We start from the raw sequence: 16,923 nt of genomic DNA on the forward strand, positions 1-16,923 counted from the left end.
CCCGAAAGCGATGCGACGAACACTACTCGTCTGTCTCCTCGTCCTCGTGGCGGTCGTCTCGCCGGCGACCGCCCTCGGGGCGACGGTCGAGTCGAACCCGGTCGAACAGGACAGTGGACAGTGTAGCTACCCGTACTCGGCGACGGACGTCACCGGCACCGAGGTGACACTCGACGAAGAGCCAGACCGCGTCGTCGCGCTCGGTGCCGACATCGCCCAGATCATGTGGGAGGTCGACGCCGAGGAGAAGGTCGTCGGGATGCCCGTTCGCTCGTACACGGCGTACCTGAACGGCTCTGACTCCCGGACGGACGTCTACACCGAGGACGGACTGAGCGTCCAGGTCGAGACGGTCGTCGACCTCGAACCGGACCTCGTCATCGCTCCGGACATCATCCCCAACGCGACGGTCGACCAGCTGCGTGACGCCGGCCTGACCGTCTACCGAACCGGCTTCCCGACCTCCATCGACGGTATCTACGAGAAGACCGACCTCGTCGGTCGCCTCGTCGGTTCCTGTGCGGAGGCCAACGCGACCGTCTCCGAGACCCGCGAGCGCGTCGAGGCGGTCCGCTCGGCCGTCGAGGGTAGCGAGCAGCCCGACGTGCTCTACGTCTCCTCGGGCTTCACGGCCGGCTCGGGAACGTTCGTCGACGAGATCATCACCACTGCCGGCGGCACCAACGTCGCTGCCGAGCAGAACATCACCGGGTTCGGCCAGCTGAACCCCGAAGTCGTTGCCGCGGCGAACCCCGACTACATCCTCTACCCCTCGGGGACCGCCATCCCCGACAACGAGGCGTACGCCGGGACGACCGCCGTCCAGCAGAACCAGACGCTCGAGGTCGACGCGAACTACGTCAGCCAGGCCGCGCCGCGCGTCGCCGTCGCCATCGAGAACGTCGCCGAGACGCTCCACCCCGAGGCGTTCACGAACGAGACGACGTCGCCCGTGGAGAACGCGACCAGAACCGAGCCGGGAGCAACGACCGGCACGACCAGCGACGTGCCGGCCACGACGACCGCCGAAACTGGTGAGGGCGGCTCGACGACGACCGCAGAGACCACCTCCTCCGGGAGCGGTCCCGGCTTCGGCGTCGCCGCCGCGCTCCTCGCACTGCTCGCCACGGCGCTGCTCGCCCGTCGCGACTGACCACCTCGCGCGCTGCTCTTCTCGACTTTCGCGCGCTCGCCGTGTCCCGAAAGCTAGTTGCCTCGCCCGCGGAGACCGTACGGTATGGTCGAGAACGTCATCTGGCCCGCCGCGCTCGACGCCAACTGCTCGCGCGCGGAGGGCCGCCGGGTCTCGCTCGACCTCGCGGTCGCCGACCCGACCGTCGAGGAGATAGCGAAGGCCGTCCAGCAGGTCGGCTACGACGCCGTGGTCGAACGTGAGAAACGCTACCCTCGCGAGTTCGAGACGCGCGGGCGAGTCATCGTCCAGAACGCCGACGACGCCGGGAAGTCCGACCTCCTCCAGGCGGTCGCCGCCTACGTCGGCGCGCTCCGGACATGAAGCGCGTCGGCGAGGTCGTCCGCACTGCACAGGGACTCGCGGTCGTCCGCGCCCCCGACGAGGAGTACGCCGACATCGGGTCGATGGTTCTCGACGAGAACCTCGACGACGTGGGCCGCGTCGTCGACGTGTTCGGTCCCGTCAGCCAGCCGTATCTCGCAGTCACACCCGACGCGGGCGTCCACCTCCCGACGCTGCTCGGCAACGTCCTGTACGCCCGCTGAGAGGAGAAAGCACTTATCGGCGGTCGCCGGAGTCGGGACGATGCCCTCCCGTCGTCACGTTCTCCGTTGCTCCGCAACTCTGCTCGTCGGGTCGGTCGCTGTCTGTCTCTCCACTGACGGCCAGTCGTCCGACCCGACCGACCGTGGCACGCCGGTGACGGAGACGCCCGTACTGACCACCTCACCACCGATGAGCGAAGCGTCGCCGACACCCGACGAACCGCCGACCGCCCGCGAACGGCCATACCGCCCGGAGACAACCCACGGCCTCTCGGCGTTCCCGGACGTGGAAGGTGGCCCGCTCGTCGAGTGGTACGAGGTCGGCGACGGCAAGTACGACGACAGACTCCAAATCTGGAACGGTGCGGGCGCTCGTGAGGGCCGCCTCGTCCTCACGGCTGGCGGAGATATCGAACTCCTGAACGTGAGCCACGAGTTCCCCGAAGACGGCTACCTCGAACTCTTCTTCCACAGTGCTGCCGACTACACTGCCGAGATTCGACTCGGAGATGTCGAGCACACCGTCTCCATCCCGAGCGAGCAGTTCGACTGCAACGACTGGTCTGTGGGCGTCGCGGTGCGCGAGTCGTCTGCCGAGGACCGGACGATGACCACCGATATGGCCTGCGAGTAGGCCACGTAACGCAACGCCCAAGCGTCCGGCACCGAACCCCCGACTATGAGACGGTCCCTCGTCGCTGCCGGCGCGACGCTCGCGCTGTTCCTCCTCGTCCAACTCGGAGCCCTCGTGCTCGCGAACCCGTTCGTCGACGCGGGCTACCAGACCGTCGAGAACCCCTCGGACCCGACCAACAGCGTCGTCTACGTCGGTGCCATCCTCGTCGCGACAGCGTTCATGCTCGCGGCGTTCAAGTACGACGCCGACGTGCTCATCCGGGGCCTCGTCGTCTTCTCGGGGACGTGGCTCTCGTTCTATGCCCTCTCGGTGGTCCTCCCTGCGGCGTTCACGCTCGCGGGCTACAACGGCCCCGCAGTCGTCGTGGCGCTCGCACTCGCCGTAGCGCTGCTCGTCTACCCCGAGTGGTACGTCATCGACGCCGTCGGCGTCCTGATGGGGATGGGTGCGGCCGCGCTGTTCGGCATCAGCTTCGGTCTGCTGCCGGCCATCCTCCTGTTGACCGTCCTCGCCGTCTACGACGCCATCAGCGTCTACGGCACCGAACACATGCTCTCGCTGGCGTCGGGCGTGATGGACCTGAAAGTGCCCGTCGTACTCGTCGTCCCGCTCACGTGGTCGTACTCCTACCTCGATGGCGAGACGGCGACCGACGGCGGCGAACAGGACGGCGAAGACGGTGCCGTCGACGGCGAGGACGCGATGAAAGCGAGCGCCCGCGAGCGACCGGAGCCTGCCGACCGCGACGCGTTCTACATCGGACTGGGCGACGCCGTCATGCCGACCGTGCTGGTCGTCAGTGCCGGTGTCTTCCTGGAGGATACGCCTGCGCTCGTCGAGAACACCGTCATGACGCTGCCGGCGCTGACGGCGCTGGTGGGGACGCTCGTCGGCCTCCTGGTGCTCGTCCGATTCGTGATGAAGGGCCGTGCCCACGCGGGCCTCCCACTGCTCAACGGCGGCGCTATCGGTGGCTACCTTGTCGGCGCGGTGCTCGCGGGGGTCCCGCTGCTGGAGGCGCTCGGCCTCGCACAGTACCTCTGAGAACCGGGAGTAGCGGTCGTCCGTAGCTATTTGCCGTGTCGGTCTCGATGGAGGGTATGTCCGAACAGCTGACGCCGTGGTACGAGCTTCTCCTCGGGGTGGTCGGGTTCCTCGCGATACTCCTCGTCCCCGTCGGTGGCGTCTACTGGTATCTCCGCCTGTTTGGCGGTCCCCCGAACGGCGGGTCGTCGCCCTGATTCGGATCCGTTCCGGCCCAGCGAACTCGAGATGGTCGTCCGGCCTGCGTTCAGCGCCCCGTGAGCGCCTCGCTCCCCGGCGCGATGTCGATGGTCTGGCCGAGGCCGGCCTCGACGGCCTTCTCGTAGAGCATGTAAGCGGCGGCGACGGTCTCGATGCCCGTTCCCCCCGAGTCGAACACCGTTATCTCGTCGTCGGACTGGCGGCCGGGCACGTCACCGGTGAGCACCGCCCCGAGGTCGCCGTGGATGTCGTCCTCGGTGACGACGCCCTCGTCCATCGCCTGGAGGAACGACCCCGCGTCGCTGGTCGCGCGAGCGTGGAGGTCCGGGACGTACGTCGCACGCTCGATGGTCCGTGCGTCGAGTTCGCGCTTCTCGGGGTCGTACTGACCCATCGCGGTGACGTGGGTGCCCGGTTCGAGCAGGTCGCCGTCGAACACCGGCTCGCTGGCGTTCGTCGCGGTGACGACCACGTCCGCACCCTCGACGGCGGCGTCAGAGGAGGCGACCGCGCCGACGGCCGCGTCGATCTCGCCGTTCATCTCGGAGGCGAACGACTCGCGGTTCTCTTTGGTCGGCGAGTAGACGTTCACCGTCGAGAACTCGCGGACGGTCGCGGCCGCGCGGAGTTGGCCCCGCGCCTGTGCGCCGGAGCCGATGATGGCGAGCGTCTCGGCGTCGGTCCGTGCGAGCGCGTCGATACCCACTGCGCCGACCGCGCCGGTCTTGAACGGGTTCATGCTCGCGCCGTCGAGCATCGCGAGGGGCTTGCCCGACTCGGCGTCGAACAGCGGCGTCATGAAGTGGACGTCGGCGTCGCCGAACCCGGCAGCGTAGGTGTACCCGCCCATCGCGCCCGTCTCGGGGAGGATGGCGATGTAGCTCGTGAGCATCCCGGGCGGTTCCTCGTTGACGAGTTTCGTCCGTGGTTCGGCCGGCCCCTGCTCTCTGTACCCCGCTCTGACCGCGTCGACGTAGTCGGCCACGTCTGCGAGGCCGGCGACGTCCTCGCTCGTGAGAAACAACAGCTCCGTCATACACCCACCCACCGACGCGAGCGGCTTAGCGTTGGTGGGAAGGGTGATTCGACTCGGCGGAACGAGGCGAACGGTCGAGGAAGGTGGTCACTCGGCTGGCAGCGGCGGGCGTCGAAATCCAGGCTCAGTCCGCGTTGACGGGCGCGTTGTCGCGAGCGACGGGCGTGGGGTCGGTCGGGGCGCGAACGAACAGTGCGTGCCCGACGAGCGTGACGGCGACGAGGCCGGCGATGCTCACTGCCGTTGGTACGGCGAAGCCGGCGACGTAGAGTCCCCCAGAGATCCCCAGAAGCGCGAGCGGAATGAGGCCGAGGACGATATCATAGTATCCAGTCATCGTCTAACATCACGTATGGTTACCTTCGGTATAAATCTTGCCCTCATATCGACGGGTATCCATCGACCGACCCAATCTGTGATACCAGCATAGTCACTATGTGTGTTTCTCATAAGTTATGAGTTGCTTTAGCCACAAAGGCTATATACGTCCGTTAGTCACGGTGGGGTTACACTCACACTCACCGACTAGTCTGGACAGGTTCGCGTGAACACTGCCCGAACCGACGGCTTGAAACGCGCTCTCTGAGGAGATGTGTCGTGAACGAGAACGACCGGGCGATTACCGGGTTGGTCATGCTCGCGCACTCGATGGTCCACACCTACGAGTTCGCGTTCCCGGTGTTCGTCCCCATCTGGCTCTCGCAGTTCGGGACGACCGAGGCGGTCATCGGCGTCGTCCTCACCCTGGGCCTCTCGCTGTTCGGTCTCGGCTCGCTCCCCGCCGGCGTCCTCGCCGACCGGTACGGGTCGAAGGAACTCATCGTCGTCTGTCTCGTCGGGATGGGCGGGTCGTTCCTCCTGCTCGGGGCGGCCCCGGCCATCGCCGGCCTGTTCGGCACCGAATCGCTCCCCGTGATCGGCGTCGCCCCCGAGTTGGGCGTCGTCGCCGTCGCCCTCGTGCTCTGGGGGACCGCCGCCAGCGTCTACCACCCCGCCGGCCTGTCGCTCATCACCCGCGGGGTCGAACAGCGCGGTGACGCCTTCGCGTACCACGGCACCGCCGGCAACGTCGGCACCGCGCTCGGGCCGCTGTTGACGACCATCCTCCTGTTCGCGCTGAGCAACGAGTGGCAACTCGTCGCCGGCATCCTCGCGCTCCCCGCGCTGGCGGGCGCGCTCGCGGCCACTCGCGTCTCCGTCGACGAGACCGCGGCCGTCGCCGCCGACGGTGGCTCCGACGGAGGATCGAAAGCCGACCCCGGCGTCGACTCGCTCGGCGAGTTCCTCGCCACCTCTCGGCACCTGTTCGTCGGTGGGTTCGTCGTCGTCTTCGCCGTCGTGATGCTCTCGGGGCTGTACTACCGCGGCGCGCTCACCTTCCTGCCCGAACTGTTCGGCGGTTTCGACGCCATCCAGCCAGTCGAGTTCGCCGGCCGCGAACTCGAACCGGGCAACTACATCTACACCGGCCTACTCGCCGTCGGCGTCGCCGGGCAGTACGCAGGCGGGAAGCTCACCGACCGCATCGACGTGGAACTCGGTCTCGCCGTCGGCTACGGCACCCTCGGGGTCATCGCGCTCGCGTACCTCCCCGCGGCGGAAGCCGGCTTGCTCCCGCTGCTCGTTCTGAGCGCCTTGCTCGGCTTCTTCCTCTTCTTCGTCCAGCCGTTCTACCAGGCGACCGTCGCCGAGTACACCCCGCCCGAGGCACGCGGCCTCTCGTACGGCTACACCTACCTGGGCGTGTTCGGCGTCGGCGCACTCGGCGCGACCGTCGCGGGCGTCGCGCTCGCGGAGTTCAGCCAGCCCGTCCTGTTCACCATCCTCGCGGGGTTCGGCTTGCTCGCGGGTCTGCTCGGACTCGGCCTCTACAGTCGCGCTCGCGGTCGCTCCTCGCCGTCGAGCGCCTGAGAACGACCCGCCTCCTCTGCCTCCACGTCGCCGACTGCCAGTTCAGTTACTCGACTCGCCCGTCCCGCGCCGTCCCACCGCTCCCGACAGGAACGGAAGCAGGTGGAACGGGACGAGCACCGCCAGTCCGACACCGACCATCACCGCCACGAACGTCAGCGGTGCGTTCCCGGAGAACAACGCCGTCGCTCGCAGCGCCGACCCGACGATGGCCGCGCTCGCCCACCCGCCACCGACCCGGAGGACGGCCGCACGGGGTGACCGACGTGTCTCCAGCGCGTAGACGCCCGCGAGTGGGAAGGTGAGCAGCCAGCCGACGTAGAACGGCAGTGCCGTCCCGAGGAACGCGCCGACCTGTGCCAGCGGGTCGCCGCCGTGGTTGACGACGCCGGTCGCCAGCAGCGCGCCGACGAGCAGCAGGTCGCCCACGACGAACCCGAGCGTCGCCGGTGAGGGATCGATACGTCCACGGAGGGCACTGGTGGACGATGCCATACCCTCGTCTCGGGGCGGGCGGGACTTCACTCCCGCGTTCGTCACTCGACCGCCGCCGCCAACCACTCTTGGCACTGTCCGTGCTGGCGTTCGCTGCACCCCCCGGCGCGCTCGCGGGCCACGACCACACCCGCTAAGCCGCTCGCCTCGCTCACACCGGTATGGAGTTCGTGGTCCGCGACGACGCCGCGTTCCGCCTCGACCACGAGCGCTACGCCTACGCCGGGAAGTTCGTCGTCCCCGGCGGGAAGGCCGTCGCGCTCGCCGAGGACGCCGCCCCCACGTTCCCCGACCCGCGCGAGGACTACGCCGAAGGCATCCTCGCCGCTATCGCGTTCTCCGAGGACCGGACCGACCCGGACGCGGTCTGGTTGCGCTACGTCACCGTCAGGGCCGACCGTCGCGGTGAGGGCATCGGCACCCGCCTCGCCGCGTGGACCACCGCACGACTCCACGAGCGAGGCTACGGGACGGTCCGCATCGCCGTCAACAACGTCTACAGCTACGAGGCGCTCTCGAAGGCGGGCTTCGGGTTCACCGGCCGGGAGACGGGCCTCGCCGAACTCGTGATGGTCCACCCGAGCGACCGCTCTCGCTACGACGCTGGTCTGGCGCTGCTCGCCGAGCGCGACCTGAGCGACGACGAACGCGCCTTCCTCGGCGAGAAACGCGAGCGAGGGTCGCCCCCGGTCGTCTCCCCCGAGTGACCCGAGCTACTCTTCGACCCGGTCGAGGACGACTCCCTCATCGAACCCGCCACGTTCCTCGGCCTTCTGTGCCCGGCGGTCGGCCAACTGCTGCTTGCCGACACCGTGTATCTCCGCGAGTGCGAAGACGACCTCGAGCACGTCGGCCAGTTCGTCCACCGAGCGGTCCTCACGGTACTCCGCGACCTCCTCGTCCAGTTTGTCGACCAGTCGGTCGTGGTACTCCTCGCCGTCGACGGTGTGGACGACCGGTCGCTGGCCGTTCGCTTCGACGACGTCGGGGACGTCGTCCCGAACCAGCTTGTCGTACTCGCGGACCATACCGCGAGACTCTGCGACGTAGAATGTGAACGTTGTGGACCGTCGAGAGGTGGCTGGCCGAGGCGGTGTCGGTGAGACGGCACCCACCACGTCGAACCGGCGGGCTTTCATCGCCCGGTCCACGACGACGGATATGAACCCGTGGCTCGTGTTGCTCGTCGCCGGGCTGTTCGAGGTCGTGTGGGCGCTGTCGCTGGCGGCCTCCGACGGTCTCTCGAAGCCCGTCCCCACCGCGGTCACCGTCGTCGCCCTGCTCGTCAGTATGGTGTTGCTCGCCCGCGCCGTCCAGGACCTCCCAATCGGTACCGCCTACGCGGTCTGGACAGGCATCGGCGCGGTCGGGGCCGCGGTCGGCGGTGTCGTCCTGTTCGAGGAGCCCGCGACGGCCCTCCGTGGGCTGTTCATCGCTGTCGTCGTCGTCGGCATCGTCGGGCTGGAACTGACGGCGTGAGTCCGGGTCTGGTCTCGGGAGATTCAAGCCCGCCACCCACCACTCTCCGACAATGGGAAACGCGGACTTGCGACAGCTCGCGGTCATCGAGGACGTTTCGTTCGAGGACTGTTCGGGCGTCGTCGCCGTCGACGCGCACAACTGGCTCTACCGATATCTCACCACCACGGTCCGGTTCACGAACAGCGCGGCGTACACCAAAGACGGTCAGGAGGTCGCCAACCTCATCGGCGTCGTTCAGGGCCTCCCGAAGTTCGTCGAGAACGACCTGACGCCGGTGTTCGTCTTCGACGGCGGTGTCACTGAACTCAAATCCGAGGAGGTCGACGAGCGCCGCGAACAACGCGAGCGCTACGAAGAACAACTCGACGAGGCCCGCCAGCGCGGTGACGCCGCCGAGATCGCCACGCTCGAATCGCGCACACAACGACTCACCCCGCTCATCGTCGAGACGACGAAGGAGCTACTCGACCTGCTTGACGTCCCGGTCGTCGAAGCGCCCGCCGAAGGGGAGGCGCAGGCCAGCTACATGGCCCGTCGTGGCGACGCCGACTACGTCGGCAGCGAAGACTACGACGCGCTGTTGTTGGGCGCACCGCGGACGCTCCGCCAACTGACGAGCAAAGGCAACCCGGAACTGATGGAGTTCCAGGCGACCCTCGACCGCCACGACCTGACGTGGGAACAGCTCGTCGACGTCGGTATCCTGATGGGTACGGACTTCAACGACGGCCTCTCGGGGGTCGGACCGAAGACCGCCGTGAAGCTCGTCCACGAACACGGCGACCTCTGGGGCGTCCTCGACGCCCGCGAGGAGTACATCGACAACGCCGACCGCATCCGGTCGCTGTTCCTCAACCCCGCGACGACGGACGACTACGACGTCGACACCGACCTCTCGCCGGACGTCGACGCCGCCCGCGCGTTCGTCTGCGATGAGTGGGCCATCCCCGCCAGCGAGGTGGACCGTGGCTTCGACCGCATCGAGGAGGCGCTCACCCAGACCGGTCTCGACGACTGGCTCTGAGCACCGAGCGGTCCAAGACTGGGAGTCTCAGCACGGCAGACGCTAGCTACCGACATATCCCTGGGGTGCCTACCTCGACGTGACCATGACCGCTGTAAAGATCGTACAGGTGCTCGGGACGTCCGACGAATCGTGGGAAGACGCCGCGCGCGAGGCCGTGAAGGAGGCGACCAAGACCATCGACGACATCCACGGAATCGAGATCACGGACCAGACGGCGGACGTCATCGACGGCGAGATCGCCCAGTACAAGACGACCGTGCGTCTCGCGTTCCCGGTCCACCCCCACCAGAAAGAGGAGGCCGCGGGGCTGACGACACGGGTCAAGAAGAGCGCCTCGAAGGTCCGGCGCTGACCCAGTCCACTCACACCTCAATTTTCGCCGCGACCGCGCCGACCCATGGCGTTTATTCCGTCCGCTCACCGACGCGTCGGTATGACACCCGAGGAAGTCGCCGACCTCATCGAAGCCGGTATCGACGACGCCGAGGCCGACGTGTTCCGTCCGCGCAACCCTGACGACGACACGCACCTCGCTGCGGTCGTCGTCTCCCCCGCCTTCGAGGGGCAGTCCCTCGTCGCCCAGCACCAACTCGTCTACGACGCGCTCGGCGAGCACATGACCCGGGACATCCACGCACTGGAGCTGAAGACCTACACCCCCGAAGCGTACGAAAAACACGGCGAGTGACGAGCGCGCCGCTCGCCTGATACTGAACTCTCGAAATTCCGGCAGAACGGAGCGTCGCGGTCAGTTGACGGTCGGCTGCGTCTCGACGCTCTCGTCGAGGACGCGGTTGTGGAGCGCCGCGCCGCTCTCGGCGTCGAAGACGTGGATGGCGTCTTCGGGAATCCGGGCGACGACGGTCGACTCGCGTTCGACCTGTCGCATCCCGCCGACGGTGGCGACGAACGTGCCGGGGCCGTCGCCGCTCACGTCCGGGTCGGCATCGGGGAACGAGAGGTAGACGTTGTTCTCGTTACCCATCGGCTCGACGACGTCGACGTCCACCTGGAAGTCGTGGGCGTCGGTCTCGCTGCCGACCAGCGTGACGTCCTCCGGTCGGACCCCGAGGACACAGTCCTCGACGTCGCCGACGTCGCGTTCGGTCTCCGACGACAGCGGGTAGGCGAACCCCTCGCCGACGAGGCGGCCGTCCTCGTGGGTGACGGAGAAGAAGTTCATCGACGGGTCGCCGATGAACCCCGCGACGAACTGGTTGGCCGGCCGGTGGTACAGGTCGAGCGGCGAGCCGACCTGCATCAACTGACCGTCGTTGAGGACGGCGATGCGGTCGCCCATCGTCATCGCCTCGGTCTGGTCGTGGGTGACGTACACCGTCGTCACGTCGAGGTCCTCCTGGAGGCGCTGGAGTTCCGTGCGCATCCCCGCGCGGAGTTTGGCGTCGAGGTTGCTCAACGGTTCGTCCATCAGGAACACCGCGGGGTCGCGGACGATGGCTCGCCCGAGCGCGACGCGCTGTTGTTGGCCCCCGGAGAGCTCACCGGGTTTGCGGTCGAGCAACTCCGTGATGTCGAGTTTCGCGGCGGCGTCGGTGACCGTCGACTCGATAGTGTCGTCGTCGAGGTCCGTCGACTCCTCCAGCCCGAAGCTCATGTTCTGGCGGACCGTCATGTGCGGGTAGAGCGCGTAGCTCTGGAACACCATCGCGATGTCCCGCGCGGCGGGCGGTTGCTCGTTGATGCGCCGCCCGTCGAGTCGAATCTCGCCGCTGGAGATGGACTCCAACCCGGCGACCATCCGCAGCGTCGTCGACTTCCCACACCCCGAGGGGCCGACCAGGACGAGGAACTCGCCGTCGTCGATGTCGATGTTCACGTCTTCGACCGCGAGGACCTCGTTGCCCGAGCCCTCACCGAAGACCTTCGTTACGCCGTCGAGGTTCAGTTCTGCCATTCGTATTCACCTGTGTGTCCAGCAGTGTTCATCTTACGCCGCCACCCCTCGCGCGAACTTGTCGCCGAAGAAGACGTAGACGACCAGCGTCGGCAACGCCGCGACGAGCGCCCCGGCCATCCGGAGCGGGAAGTTCGTCCCCGACTGGGAGACGCCCAGACCGACGAGGTCCTGCGTGACGACCGCCGCGTCACCGAACTGGACGATGGTGAGCGCGAACAGCAGGTCGTTCCAGATCTGCGTGAACTGGTAGATGAACACGACCGCGAACATCGGAATCGACAGCGGCAGGACGATGCGTCGGTAGATGCGCGAGATGGACGCGCCGTCGAGACGCGCCGCCTCCAGCATCTCGTCGGAGAGCTTCTTGTAGTGCGCCCTGAACAGCAGCGTACAGATAGGCAGCCCGTAGGCGACGTGTGTGACGATGAGCGCCACGAGCTTCCAGTGGTACGCGTGGATGAACGGGAGCACCTCCGCGACCGGGACGAACGTCGTCCGTAGCGGGACGACGTTGTACCAGAACTGCGTCAGCGGCACCAACACCGCCTGGTAGGGGATGAAGATGCCCGCGACGAACAGCATGTAGATGCCGACCTGTCCGCGCCAGTCGACGTTCGTCAGGCCGTAGGCGGCCATGCTCCCGAGCAGCCCCGAGAGAACCGTCGCCGGGACGACCAGGATGAGGCTGTTGACGAGCCCCTGGCCGAGGATGTCGAACGCGTTGGTCCACGGCTGCGCCGAGAACGTCCCGGAGCCGGGAATCAGCGGCTCCAGCGGCGGCAAGAACGGAGCCTGTCCCGTGTAGCTGTCCGGGTCCGTGAACGACGTCATCAGCCCGGTCTCGATGGGGACGAGGTAGAACACCGCCATCACCAGCAACACGACGTACAGCGTGATGCGTCGGAGCGTGTAGCCCGCCAGTAGTCCCGTCTCGGTGCCCGTCTGGTCGTCGGTCGCGGTCGGTTGACTCATAGCTCACCTCGCTGGTACTGCGAGTAGATGTACGGTGTCACGATGAACAGCGCCATGACGAACAGGACGACCGCGATGGTCGACCCGTACGCCCAGTTCTGGTTGGCGTACGCCTCGCGGACCATCCGGGTCGCGAGGATGTCCGCCGACGGTCCCGGCTGGTAGCCGCTGTACATCGAGAACAGGAAGTCGAACGCCTTCAGCGCGAACACCGTCAACACGACGAGCGCGCTGACGGTCGCCGTCCGAAGCTGTGGGAGAACGACCCGCCGGTACATCCGGAGGGTGCTCGCCCCGTCGATACGCGCGGCCTCGAAGTGGCTCGTCGGAATCGCCCGCAACCCCGCGAGGTAGACGATCATCGCGTAGCCGCTGAACTGCCAGACGAGCGCGAACGCGACCGCCGGCAGCTTCAGGTCGGGGTTCTGGACGATCTCGACCGCCCCGAACCCCAGCGACGTGATGACGACGTTGATGAGCCCGGTCTCGACGTTGTACATGTACAGCCAGAACTTGGCCGTGACGACGAACGAGAGGCTCATCGGCAGCAGGTAGATGGTCCGGAACGTGTTCTCGTAGCGTATCTTATGGTCGACGAGGATGGCCAGCGCCAGACCGAGCGCCAGACAGACGACGGTGAACCCGACCATCAACACGACGGTGTTCCACGCGGAGTTCCAGATGGGTTCGACCGACAGTTGCGCCCAACTCGGACTTCGGGCCTCGACGGCACCACCGTTGACGAACGGGAGCACCGAGAGGAGACCGTCGATGGGGTCCGCGAGCGCGGCGAGGTAGTTCTCGAAGTCGAGGTTCGAGTAGTCGGGGCTGCCGAGACCCTGGAAGTCCGTCAGCGACAGGACGATGTTCCACAGGATGGCCCCGTAGACGAACAGGCCGACGAGCAGGAACGGCGGCAGCCAGAACGGTGCGGACCGGACCGAATCACGGTTCCAGAACGACTGGCCGCTGTCGACGGTCCCGCCGTCGGTGCGAACGTCGTCACTGTCGGACCAGCGGCGTCTGAGTAGAGCGATAGGATTGCGCATGCGAGACGAGGGGGGAAAGGGGGGTTTACTTGAACGAGTCGACGAGTTCCTGAGCGGTCGTCGCGGCGTCGTAGTTCTCGAGGAACCCGCTGAACGCGGCGTCGATGTTCGTCTTGATGGCCGGCACGACCGCCAGACCGTGCTGGATGGACGGCGGCTGGTTGTCGGCGTTGTTGAAGTCGTCGTACTGGTCCTGCTGGAACGTGTCGAGCTGGGAGACGTCCGCGTCACCGCGTGGCGGAATCGACCCCTTCTCGGCGTTGAACAGCACCTGCGCCTCGGCGGTCCCACAGTAGCTGAGGAACGTCTTGGTCGCCTCGGGCGATGGGTTGTTCGCGAAGTACGGGAACGAGTCCATGTTCAGCAGGTAGCTCCCGGAGGTGCCGGGGTAGGTGACCTGGTTCCACTGCTCGCCGTAGTTGAACCCGTCCTTGCCACGGTACGCACCCGCTGCCCAGTCGCCCTGGTGGATGAATGCGGCGTCTCCCTCCATCACCATCGTGTTCGCCTCGGTGAAGTCGATGGACGAGGAGTCGCCGGGGTAGAACTCGCTGAGTTCGACGACGTTCTCCAGTGCGGACTGGACCTGCGCTTTGTCACCCTCGCCGTTGATGAAGCTCTCGTAGCCGTCGATGCCGGCCTGTGCGAGCAGGACGGTCTCCCAGAGCTGCGTGGTCGACCACGTGCCGCTGGTCTGCTGTGCGAACGGCACGGCGTCGGTGTTGTCCGAGATCTGCTGACAGGCCGAGACGACGTCCGCGGGCGAGGAGAGCGATGTCGGGTCGACACCCGCCTCCTCGACGACGCTGACGTTGTAGAACAGGTTGTTGATGCGGTGGATGTTGAGCGGCACCGTCACGAACGTCCCGTCCAGTTGAGCCTGCGTCTTCGGCCCTTCGAGGTAGTTGTTCGTGAGGTCGTCCGTCCAGACGTCCTCCTCGATGCTCTCGTAGGCGTCGCCGAACTTCTGGAGGGTCTTGCCCGGCCACGTCTGGAACGTGCTCGGTGGGTCGTTGCTCTGGAGCCGGTTGCTGATGACCTGGTCGAGGTTACCACGAGCGGCCCCGTTGACCGGCTCTTCGCCGAACTCGACGTCGGGGTGTGCCTCCTGGAACCCCTCGATGAGCGCCCCGATGGCGGCGTTCCCGTCGCCCGAGGACCAGGCGTGGAGCAACTGGATAGGCTGCATGTCACCGGAGCTTCCGCCGCTCCCGTCACCGCTCTGGTTGCCCGTCCCGTCACCGTCGCTGTTGTTCCCCCCGTCGTTGGAGTCGTCGCCGCCGATACAGCCTGCGAGTCCTGCGGCACCTGCTGCGCCTGCACCCATCAGAACCGTCCGTCGCGAGAACCGTTTCCCTTTGTTGTCCTTTGACATACTGTTGTCCCTTGTGAAGGTTGTACGAGCAATGAAGGACTATCCACTTAATAATTGCCTCCGTTAACTATGCCCCGAGTTAACTTTTCCAGCGAGTGAGAGAAGTAGGAGCGACCTAAGCGTTCTATTCGACCCCGGGGCACCGACAGAGTGGGAGTTCAGACCCGGATGACCTGGACGAGCGAGTAGACCGGCACTCCCTCGACCTCGTCGACGCCCTGCTTGTCGACGAGGACGACGCAGGCGCTCGGCGTCCCCCCACGCTCTTTGATCGCGGAGATGGTCTCGCCCAGGGTGGTGCCGCTGGTGACGGTGTCGTCGACGACGACGCAGTCGCGGTCCTCGACGGGGGCGAAGTTCCGCGAGAAACTCCCGCCGAGGTCCTCGATGTCGCCCTCGTTCCACTGGTGTTTCCGGGGCGTGTACGTCGCGAGGTCGCTCTCCATGTCGCGGGCGACGGTCGTCGCCAGCGGGACGCCGGCCTTCTCGACGCCGACGACCACCTCCGGGACGCCGCTCTCGTCGCGCAGGAGGTCCGCGAGCGCGCGTCCCACGAACTCCAGTCGGTCGCTGTCGGTACCCACGCGCGACCAGTCGACGTGGATGTCGTCGGGGCCGCGAGTCGGTTCCCTCTCGGGTTCGTCCGTCGTCGGGTCGCCGCGCTCGACGAGCCATCGCGCGGTCTCGCGCGAGACATTGAGTTCGTCGGCGATTTCTCCCTTCGACAGGCCTTTCTCTGCCAGTGCGGTCGCGTTCTCGATGAGGTCGTCTACGTTCTTCATAGCTCGCTGAATTCGATTGCCGTCTTGATAGTCGCGTCGTCCTCGCGGAACGCCTGGGGGAACTCCTCGACGGGGACCACGTCGGTCACCACCGCGTCGAGCAGCCACTCCGGGAGCGCGTCGAGGGTCGTCGTCGCTGCTTCGAAGTGCGAGACGTTGGAGTTCACCGTCCCGACCAGCGCCTTGTTCGAGAGCACGAGGTCTCGGTGGAGCGCCCCACCGTCGACCTCGAACTTCCAGGGGGAGGGGACACCGACGAGCGCGCCCACCCCGTTCGGCGCGAGCGCCTCGACGGTGTCGAAGGCATGTCTCGCGAACCCCGTCGCCTCGTAGACGAGGTCCATCGCCTCGTAGCGGTCGGGGACGTCGACGACGGGCGTCGTCCGCGAGTCGACGTACGTCGCTCCCAACTCCTCGATGACGTCGATGGTCGGGTCCGGGCGGTCCCGACGGCCGAGACAGTACGCCCGGTCGGGGGCGATTCCCCGTGTCTCGACGAGCATCCCGAGGGTGAGCAGGCCGAGTGCACCGTTTCCCAGCACCATCGCGCTCTCGGGCGTCCAGTCGAACGCCGACCGCGAGGCGTAGGCGTGTTCGAACGCCTTCTCACTGATGGACAGCGGTTCGACGAGGAACCCCCGCTCGGCGAGACGCTCGGGGAGCGTGACGAGGTCGCGCGCTGGCGAGACGAAGTACTCGGCCATGTAGCCGTTCGCGCCGACGATGCCCCGTTCGTGGTACGTCCCCGCTGGAGCCATGTCGGGTTCGCCGCGCGCGAAGTACTCGTTGCCCGTTCCGTCGGGAGCGGGTCTGCGGACCGTCGGGGCGACGACGTCGCCCTCGTCGAGGGCGGTGTCGTTGGCGTCAACGACGACGCCGACCGCTTCGTGGCCCAACACGAGGTGGTCCGACCCCTCGGGGAACGTCCCGTGCCCCCCCGAGATGACCTCGTGGTCGGTGCCGTCGATGCCGACGCGAAGCGTCCGGACCAGCGCCTCGCCGGGCGATGGCTCGGGGCGCGGGAGGTCGATGCGCCGCGGTCCGTCCTCGTCTCTGTGGAGTGCTATCGCGTCCATGGGTGTCGCCTCTCGTCTACAAAGTTACTCGGTTACGAGTTAAACATTTGTGTCCGGTGCCCGCACATCTCAACTTGGCCGGGGGTGCGTATATCTCCACGGGGAGGCGACGCCACGGAACGCCGGGCCAGGGTCCGACCACGGTGGGGTCACTCCTCGCCGGAGGATGGCCCGAAGG

Annotated in this window: 22 protein-coding genes; 12 read left to right on the top strand and 10 right to left on the bottom strand. The window is 67.0% G+C overall.

Translation table 11 applies throughout. The features are described from left to right. The first annotated feature begins 10 nt into the window (after positions 1-10). The 6 genes from M1L36_RS04575 to M1L36_RS04600 all read left to right on the top strand — a co-directional run bounded on the left by M1L36_RS04575 (position 11) and on the right by M1L36_RS04600 (position 3,618). Positions 11-1,153, top strand: a complete 1,143-nt coding sequence (locus M1L36_RS04575) for a PGF-CTERM-anchored ABC transporter substrate-binding protein (protein ID WP_250872528.1) — start codon at positions 11-13, stop codon at positions 1,151-1,153. A gap of 84 nt (positions 1,154-1,237) precedes the next feature. Then, positions 1,238-1,516 (top strand): signal recognition particle subunit SRP19, encoded by a 279-nt coding sequence (gene srp19 / locus M1L36_RS04580; RefSeq protein ID WP_250872529.1) that lies wholly within the window; start codon positions 1,238-1,240, stop codon positions 1,514-1,516. Continuing rightward, a complete protein-coding gene (locus M1L36_RS04585) occupies positions 1,513-1,740 on the top strand; it encodes an H/ACA ribonucleoprotein complex subunit GAR1 (RefSeq protein WP_250872530.1) in 228 nt (75 codons plus the stop codon). The genes srp19 and M1L36_RS04585 overlap by 4 nt, the downstream gene beginning before the upstream one ends. 190 nt (positions 1,741-1,930) lie before the next feature. Beyond that, a complete protein-coding gene (locus M1L36_RS04590; RefSeq protein ID WP_250872531.1) occupies positions 1,931-2,374 on the top strand; it encodes a hypothetical protein in 444 nt (147 codons plus the stop codon). Positions 2,375-2,419: 45 nt separating this feature from the next. After that, the gene (locus tag M1L36_RS04595) at positions 2,420-3,421 is read left to right on the top strand and encodes a presenilin family intramembrane aspartyl protease PSH (RefSeq protein WP_250872532.1); all 1,002 of its coding nucleotides are present in this window, start codon (positions 2,420-2,422) and stop codon (positions 3,419-3,421) included. Between the two features lie 56 nt (positions 3,422-3,477). Continuing rightward, on the top strand, positions 3,478-3,618 hold the full coding sequence (locus M1L36_RS04600) for a hypothetical protein (protein ID WP_250872533.1): 141 nt from the start codon (positions 3,478-3,480) through the stop codon (positions 3,616-3,618). Positions 3,619-3,668: 50 nt separating this feature from the next. Here M1L36_RS04600 and M1L36_RS04605 read toward each other — a convergent pair whose 3' ends face one another. Both M1L36_RS04605 and M1L36_RS04610 read right to left on the bottom strand, forming a co-directional pair. Further along, positions 3,669-4,658 (bottom strand): ornithine cyclodeaminase family protein, encoded by a 990-nt coding sequence (locus M1L36_RS04605; protein WP_250872534.1) that lies wholly within the window; start codon positions 4,656-4,658, stop codon positions 3,669-3,671. 124 nt (positions 4,659-4,782) lie between these two features. Next, a complete protein-coding gene (locus tag M1L36_RS04610; RefSeq protein WP_250872535.1) occupies positions 4,783-4,995 on the bottom strand; it encodes a DUF8015 family protein in 213 nt (70 codons plus the stop codon). Between the two features lie 260 nt (positions 4,996-5,255). Here M1L36_RS04610 and M1L36_RS04615 point away from each other — a divergent pair, with 260 nt between their 5' ends. Beyond that, the gene (locus M1L36_RS04615) at positions 5,256-6,569 is read left to right on the top strand and encodes an MFS transporter (protein ID WP_250872536.1); all 1,314 of its coding nucleotides are present in this window, start codon (positions 5,256-5,258) and stop codon (positions 6,567-6,569) included. 42 nt (positions 6,570-6,611) lie between these two features. Here the strand turns inward: M1L36_RS04615 and M1L36_RS04620 are convergent, their stop codons facing one another. Next, a complete protein-coding gene (locus M1L36_RS04620; protein ID WP_250872537.1) occupies positions 6,612-7,064 on the bottom strand; it encodes a DUF3054 domain-containing protein in 453 nt (150 codons plus the stop codon). A 161-nt stretch (positions 7,065-7,225) separates the two neighbouring features. Here M1L36_RS04620 and M1L36_RS04625 point away from each other — a divergent pair, with 161 nt between their 5' ends. Next, positions 7,226-7,771 carry a GNAT family N-acetyltransferase gene (locus M1L36_RS04625; protein ID WP_250872538.1) on the top strand — a complete coding sequence of 182 codons (546 nt, stop codon included), beginning with the start codon at positions 7,226-7,228 and terminating at the stop codon, positions 7,769-7,771. Positions 7,772-7,777: 6 nt separating this feature from the next. Here M1L36_RS04625 and M1L36_RS04630 read toward each other — a convergent pair whose 3' ends face one another. Then, positions 7,778-8,092 carry a nucleoside triphosphate pyrophosphohydrolase gene (locus tag M1L36_RS04630; protein ID WP_250872539.1) on the bottom strand — a complete coding sequence of 105 codons (315 nt, stop codon included), beginning with the start codon at positions 8,090-8,092 and terminating at the stop codon, positions 7,778-7,780. A gap of 133 nt (positions 8,093-8,225) precedes the next feature. Between M1L36_RS04630 and M1L36_RS04635 the strand changes: the two genes are divergently transcribed. The 4 genes from M1L36_RS04635 to M1L36_RS04650 all read left to right on the top strand — a co-directional run bounded on the left by M1L36_RS04635 (position 8,226) and on the right by M1L36_RS04650 (position 10,261). Beyond that, positions 8,226-8,543 (top strand): DMT family transporter, encoded by a 318-nt coding sequence (locus M1L36_RS04635; RefSeq protein WP_250872540.1) that lies wholly within the window; start codon positions 8,226-8,228, stop codon positions 8,541-8,543. A gap of 52 nt (positions 8,544-8,595) precedes the next feature. Next, positions 8,596-9,570 (top strand): flap endonuclease-1, encoded by a 975-nt coding sequence (gene fen, locus M1L36_RS04640; RefSeq protein WP_250872541.1) that lies wholly within the window; start codon positions 8,596-8,598, stop codon positions 9,568-9,570. An 85-nt stretch (positions 9,571-9,655) separates the two neighbouring features. Then, positions 9,656-9,925: a dodecin family protein gene (locus M1L36_RS04645; RefSeq protein ID WP_250872542.1), complete on the top strand. Its 270-nt coding sequence runs from the start codon at positions 9,656-9,658 to the stop codon at positions 9,923-9,925. Positions 9,926-10,006: 81 nt separating this feature from the next. Next, positions 10,007-10,261, top strand: coding sequence for a BolA family protein (locus tag M1L36_RS04650; RefSeq protein WP_250872543.1), 255 nt, complete (start codon positions 10,007-10,009; stop codon positions 10,259-10,261). 60 nt (positions 10,262-10,321) lie between these two features. Here the strand turns inward: M1L36_RS04650 and M1L36_RS04655 are convergent, their stop codons facing one another. The 6 genes from M1L36_RS04655 to M1L36_RS04680 all read right to left on the bottom strand — a co-directional run bounded on the left by M1L36_RS04655 (position 10,322) and on the right by M1L36_RS04680 (position 16,745). Continuing rightward, the gene (locus M1L36_RS04655; protein ID WP_250872544.1) at positions 10,322-11,488 is read right to left on the bottom strand and encodes an ABC transporter ATP-binding protein; all 1,167 of its coding nucleotides are present in this window, start codon (positions 11,486-11,488) and stop codon (positions 10,322-10,324) included. 33 nt (positions 11,489-11,521) lie between these two features. After that, positions 11,522-12,463 (bottom strand): carbohydrate ABC transporter permease, encoded by a 942-nt coding sequence (locus M1L36_RS04660; protein ID WP_250872545.1) that lies wholly within the window; start codon positions 12,461-12,463, stop codon positions 11,522-11,524. Beyond that, positions 12,460-13,512 carry a carbohydrate ABC transporter permease gene (locus M1L36_RS04665; protein ID WP_250872546.1) on the bottom strand — a complete coding sequence of 351 codons (1,053 nt, stop codon included), beginning with the start codon at positions 13,510-13,512 and terminating at the stop codon, positions 12,460-12,462. The genes M1L36_RS04660 and M1L36_RS04665 overlap by 4 nt, the downstream gene beginning before the upstream one ends. A gap of 25 nt (positions 13,513-13,537) precedes the next feature. Next, positions 13,538-14,887: an ABC transporter substrate-binding protein gene (locus M1L36_RS04670; RefSeq protein ID WP_250872547.1), complete on the bottom strand. Its 1,350-nt coding sequence runs from the start codon at positions 14,885-14,887 to the stop codon at positions 13,538-13,540. Between the two features lie 158 nt (positions 14,888-15,045). Beyond that, on the bottom strand, positions 15,046-15,669 hold the full coding sequence (gene gfcR / locus M1L36_RS04675) for a transcriptional regulator GfcR (protein WP_250872548.1): 624 nt from the start codon (positions 15,667-15,669) through the stop codon (positions 15,046-15,048). Then, positions 15,666-16,745: a glucose 1-dehydrogenase gene (locus M1L36_RS04680; protein ID WP_250872549.1), complete on the bottom strand. Its 1,080-nt coding sequence runs from the start codon at positions 16,743-16,745 to the stop codon at positions 15,666-15,668. The genes gfcR and M1L36_RS04680 overlap by 4 nt, the downstream gene beginning before the upstream one ends. Positions 16,746-16,923 lie beyond the last annotated feature (178 nt).

This window comes from Halomarina rubra, from assembly GCF_023699475.1.
Lineage (GTDB): Archaea > Halobacteriota > Halobacteria > Halobacteriales > Haloarculaceae > Halomarina > Halomarina rubra.

Coding starts and splice junctions, on each gene's coding strand:
- M1L36_RS04620 (WP_250872537.1), bottom strand. CDS start 7,064: ATGGCATCGTCCACCAGTGCCCTCCGTGGACGTATCGATCCCTCACCG.
- M1L36_RS04670 (WP_250872547.1), bottom strand. CDS start 14,887: ATGTCAAAGGACAACAAAGGGAAACGGTTCTCGCGACGGACGGTTCTG.
- M1L36_RS04600 (WP_250872533.1), top strand. CDS start 3,478: ATGTCCGAACAGCTGACGCCGTGGTACGAGCTTCTCCTCGGGGTGGTC.
- M1L36_RS04610 (WP_250872535.1), bottom strand. CDS start 4,995: ATGACTGGATACTATGATATCGTCCTCGGCCTCATTCCGCTCGCGCTT.
- srp19 (WP_250872529.1), top strand. CDS start 1,238: ATGGTCGAGAACGTCATCTGGCCCGCCGCGCTCGACGCCAACTGCTCG.
- M1L36_RS04680 (WP_250872549.1), bottom strand. CDS start 16,745: ATGGACGCGATAGCACTCCACAGAGACGAGGACGGACCGCGGCGCATC.
- M1L36_RS04630 (WP_250872539.1), bottom strand. CDS start 8,092: ATGGTCCGCGAGTACGACAAGCTGGTTCGGGACGACGTCCCCGACGTC.
- M1L36_RS04585 (WP_250872530.1), top strand. CDS start 1,513: ATGAAGCGCGTCGGCGAGGTCGTCCGCACTGCACAGGGACTCGCGGTC.
- M1L36_RS04645 (WP_250872542.1), top strand. CDS start 9,656: ATGACCGCTGTAAAGATCGTACAGGTGCTCGGGACGTCCGACGAATCG.
- gfcR (WP_250872548.1), bottom strand. CDS start 15,669: ATGAAGAACGTAGACGACCTCATCGAGAACGCGACCGCACTGGCAGAG.
- M1L36_RS04595 (WP_250872532.1), top strand. CDS start 2,420: ATGAGACGGTCCCTCGTCGCTGCCGGCGCGACGCTCGCGCTGTTCCTC.
- M1L36_RS04590 (WP_250872531.1), top strand. CDS start 1,931: ATGAGCGAAGCGTCGCCGACACCCGACGAACCGCCGACCGCCCGCGAA.
- M1L36_RS04650 (WP_250872543.1), top strand. CDS start 10,007: ATGACACCCGAGGAAGTCGCCGACCTCATCGAAGCCGGTATCGACGAC.
- M1L36_RS04665 (WP_250872546.1), bottom strand. CDS start 13,512: ATGCGCAATCCTATCGCTCTACTCAGACGCCGCTGGTCCGACAGTGAC.
- M1L36_RS04660 (WP_250872545.1), bottom strand. CDS start 12,463: ATGAGTCAACCGACCGCGACCGACGACCAGACGGGCACCGAGACGGGA.
- M1L36_RS04655 (WP_250872544.1), bottom strand. CDS start 11,488: ATGGCAGAACTGAACCTCGACGGCGTAACGAAGGTCTTCGGTGAGGGC.
- M1L36_RS04635 (WP_250872540.1), top strand. CDS start 8,226: ATGAACCCGTGGCTCGTGTTGCTCGTCGCCGGGCTGTTCGAGGTCGTG.
- M1L36_RS04605 (WP_250872534.1), bottom strand. CDS start 4,658: ATGACGGAGCTGTTGTTTCTCACGAGCGAGGACGTCGCCGGCCTCGCA.
- M1L36_RS04625 (WP_250872538.1), top strand. CDS start 7,226: ATGGAGTTCGTGGTCCGCGACGACGCCGCGTTCCGCCTCGACCACGAG.
- fen (WP_250872541.1), top strand. CDS start 8,596: ATGGGAAACGCGGACTTGCGACAGCTCGCGGTCATCGAGGACGTTTCG.
- M1L36_RS04575 (WP_250872528.1), top strand. CDS start 11: ATGCGACGAACACTACTCGTCTGTCTCCTCGTCCTCGTGGCGGTCGTC.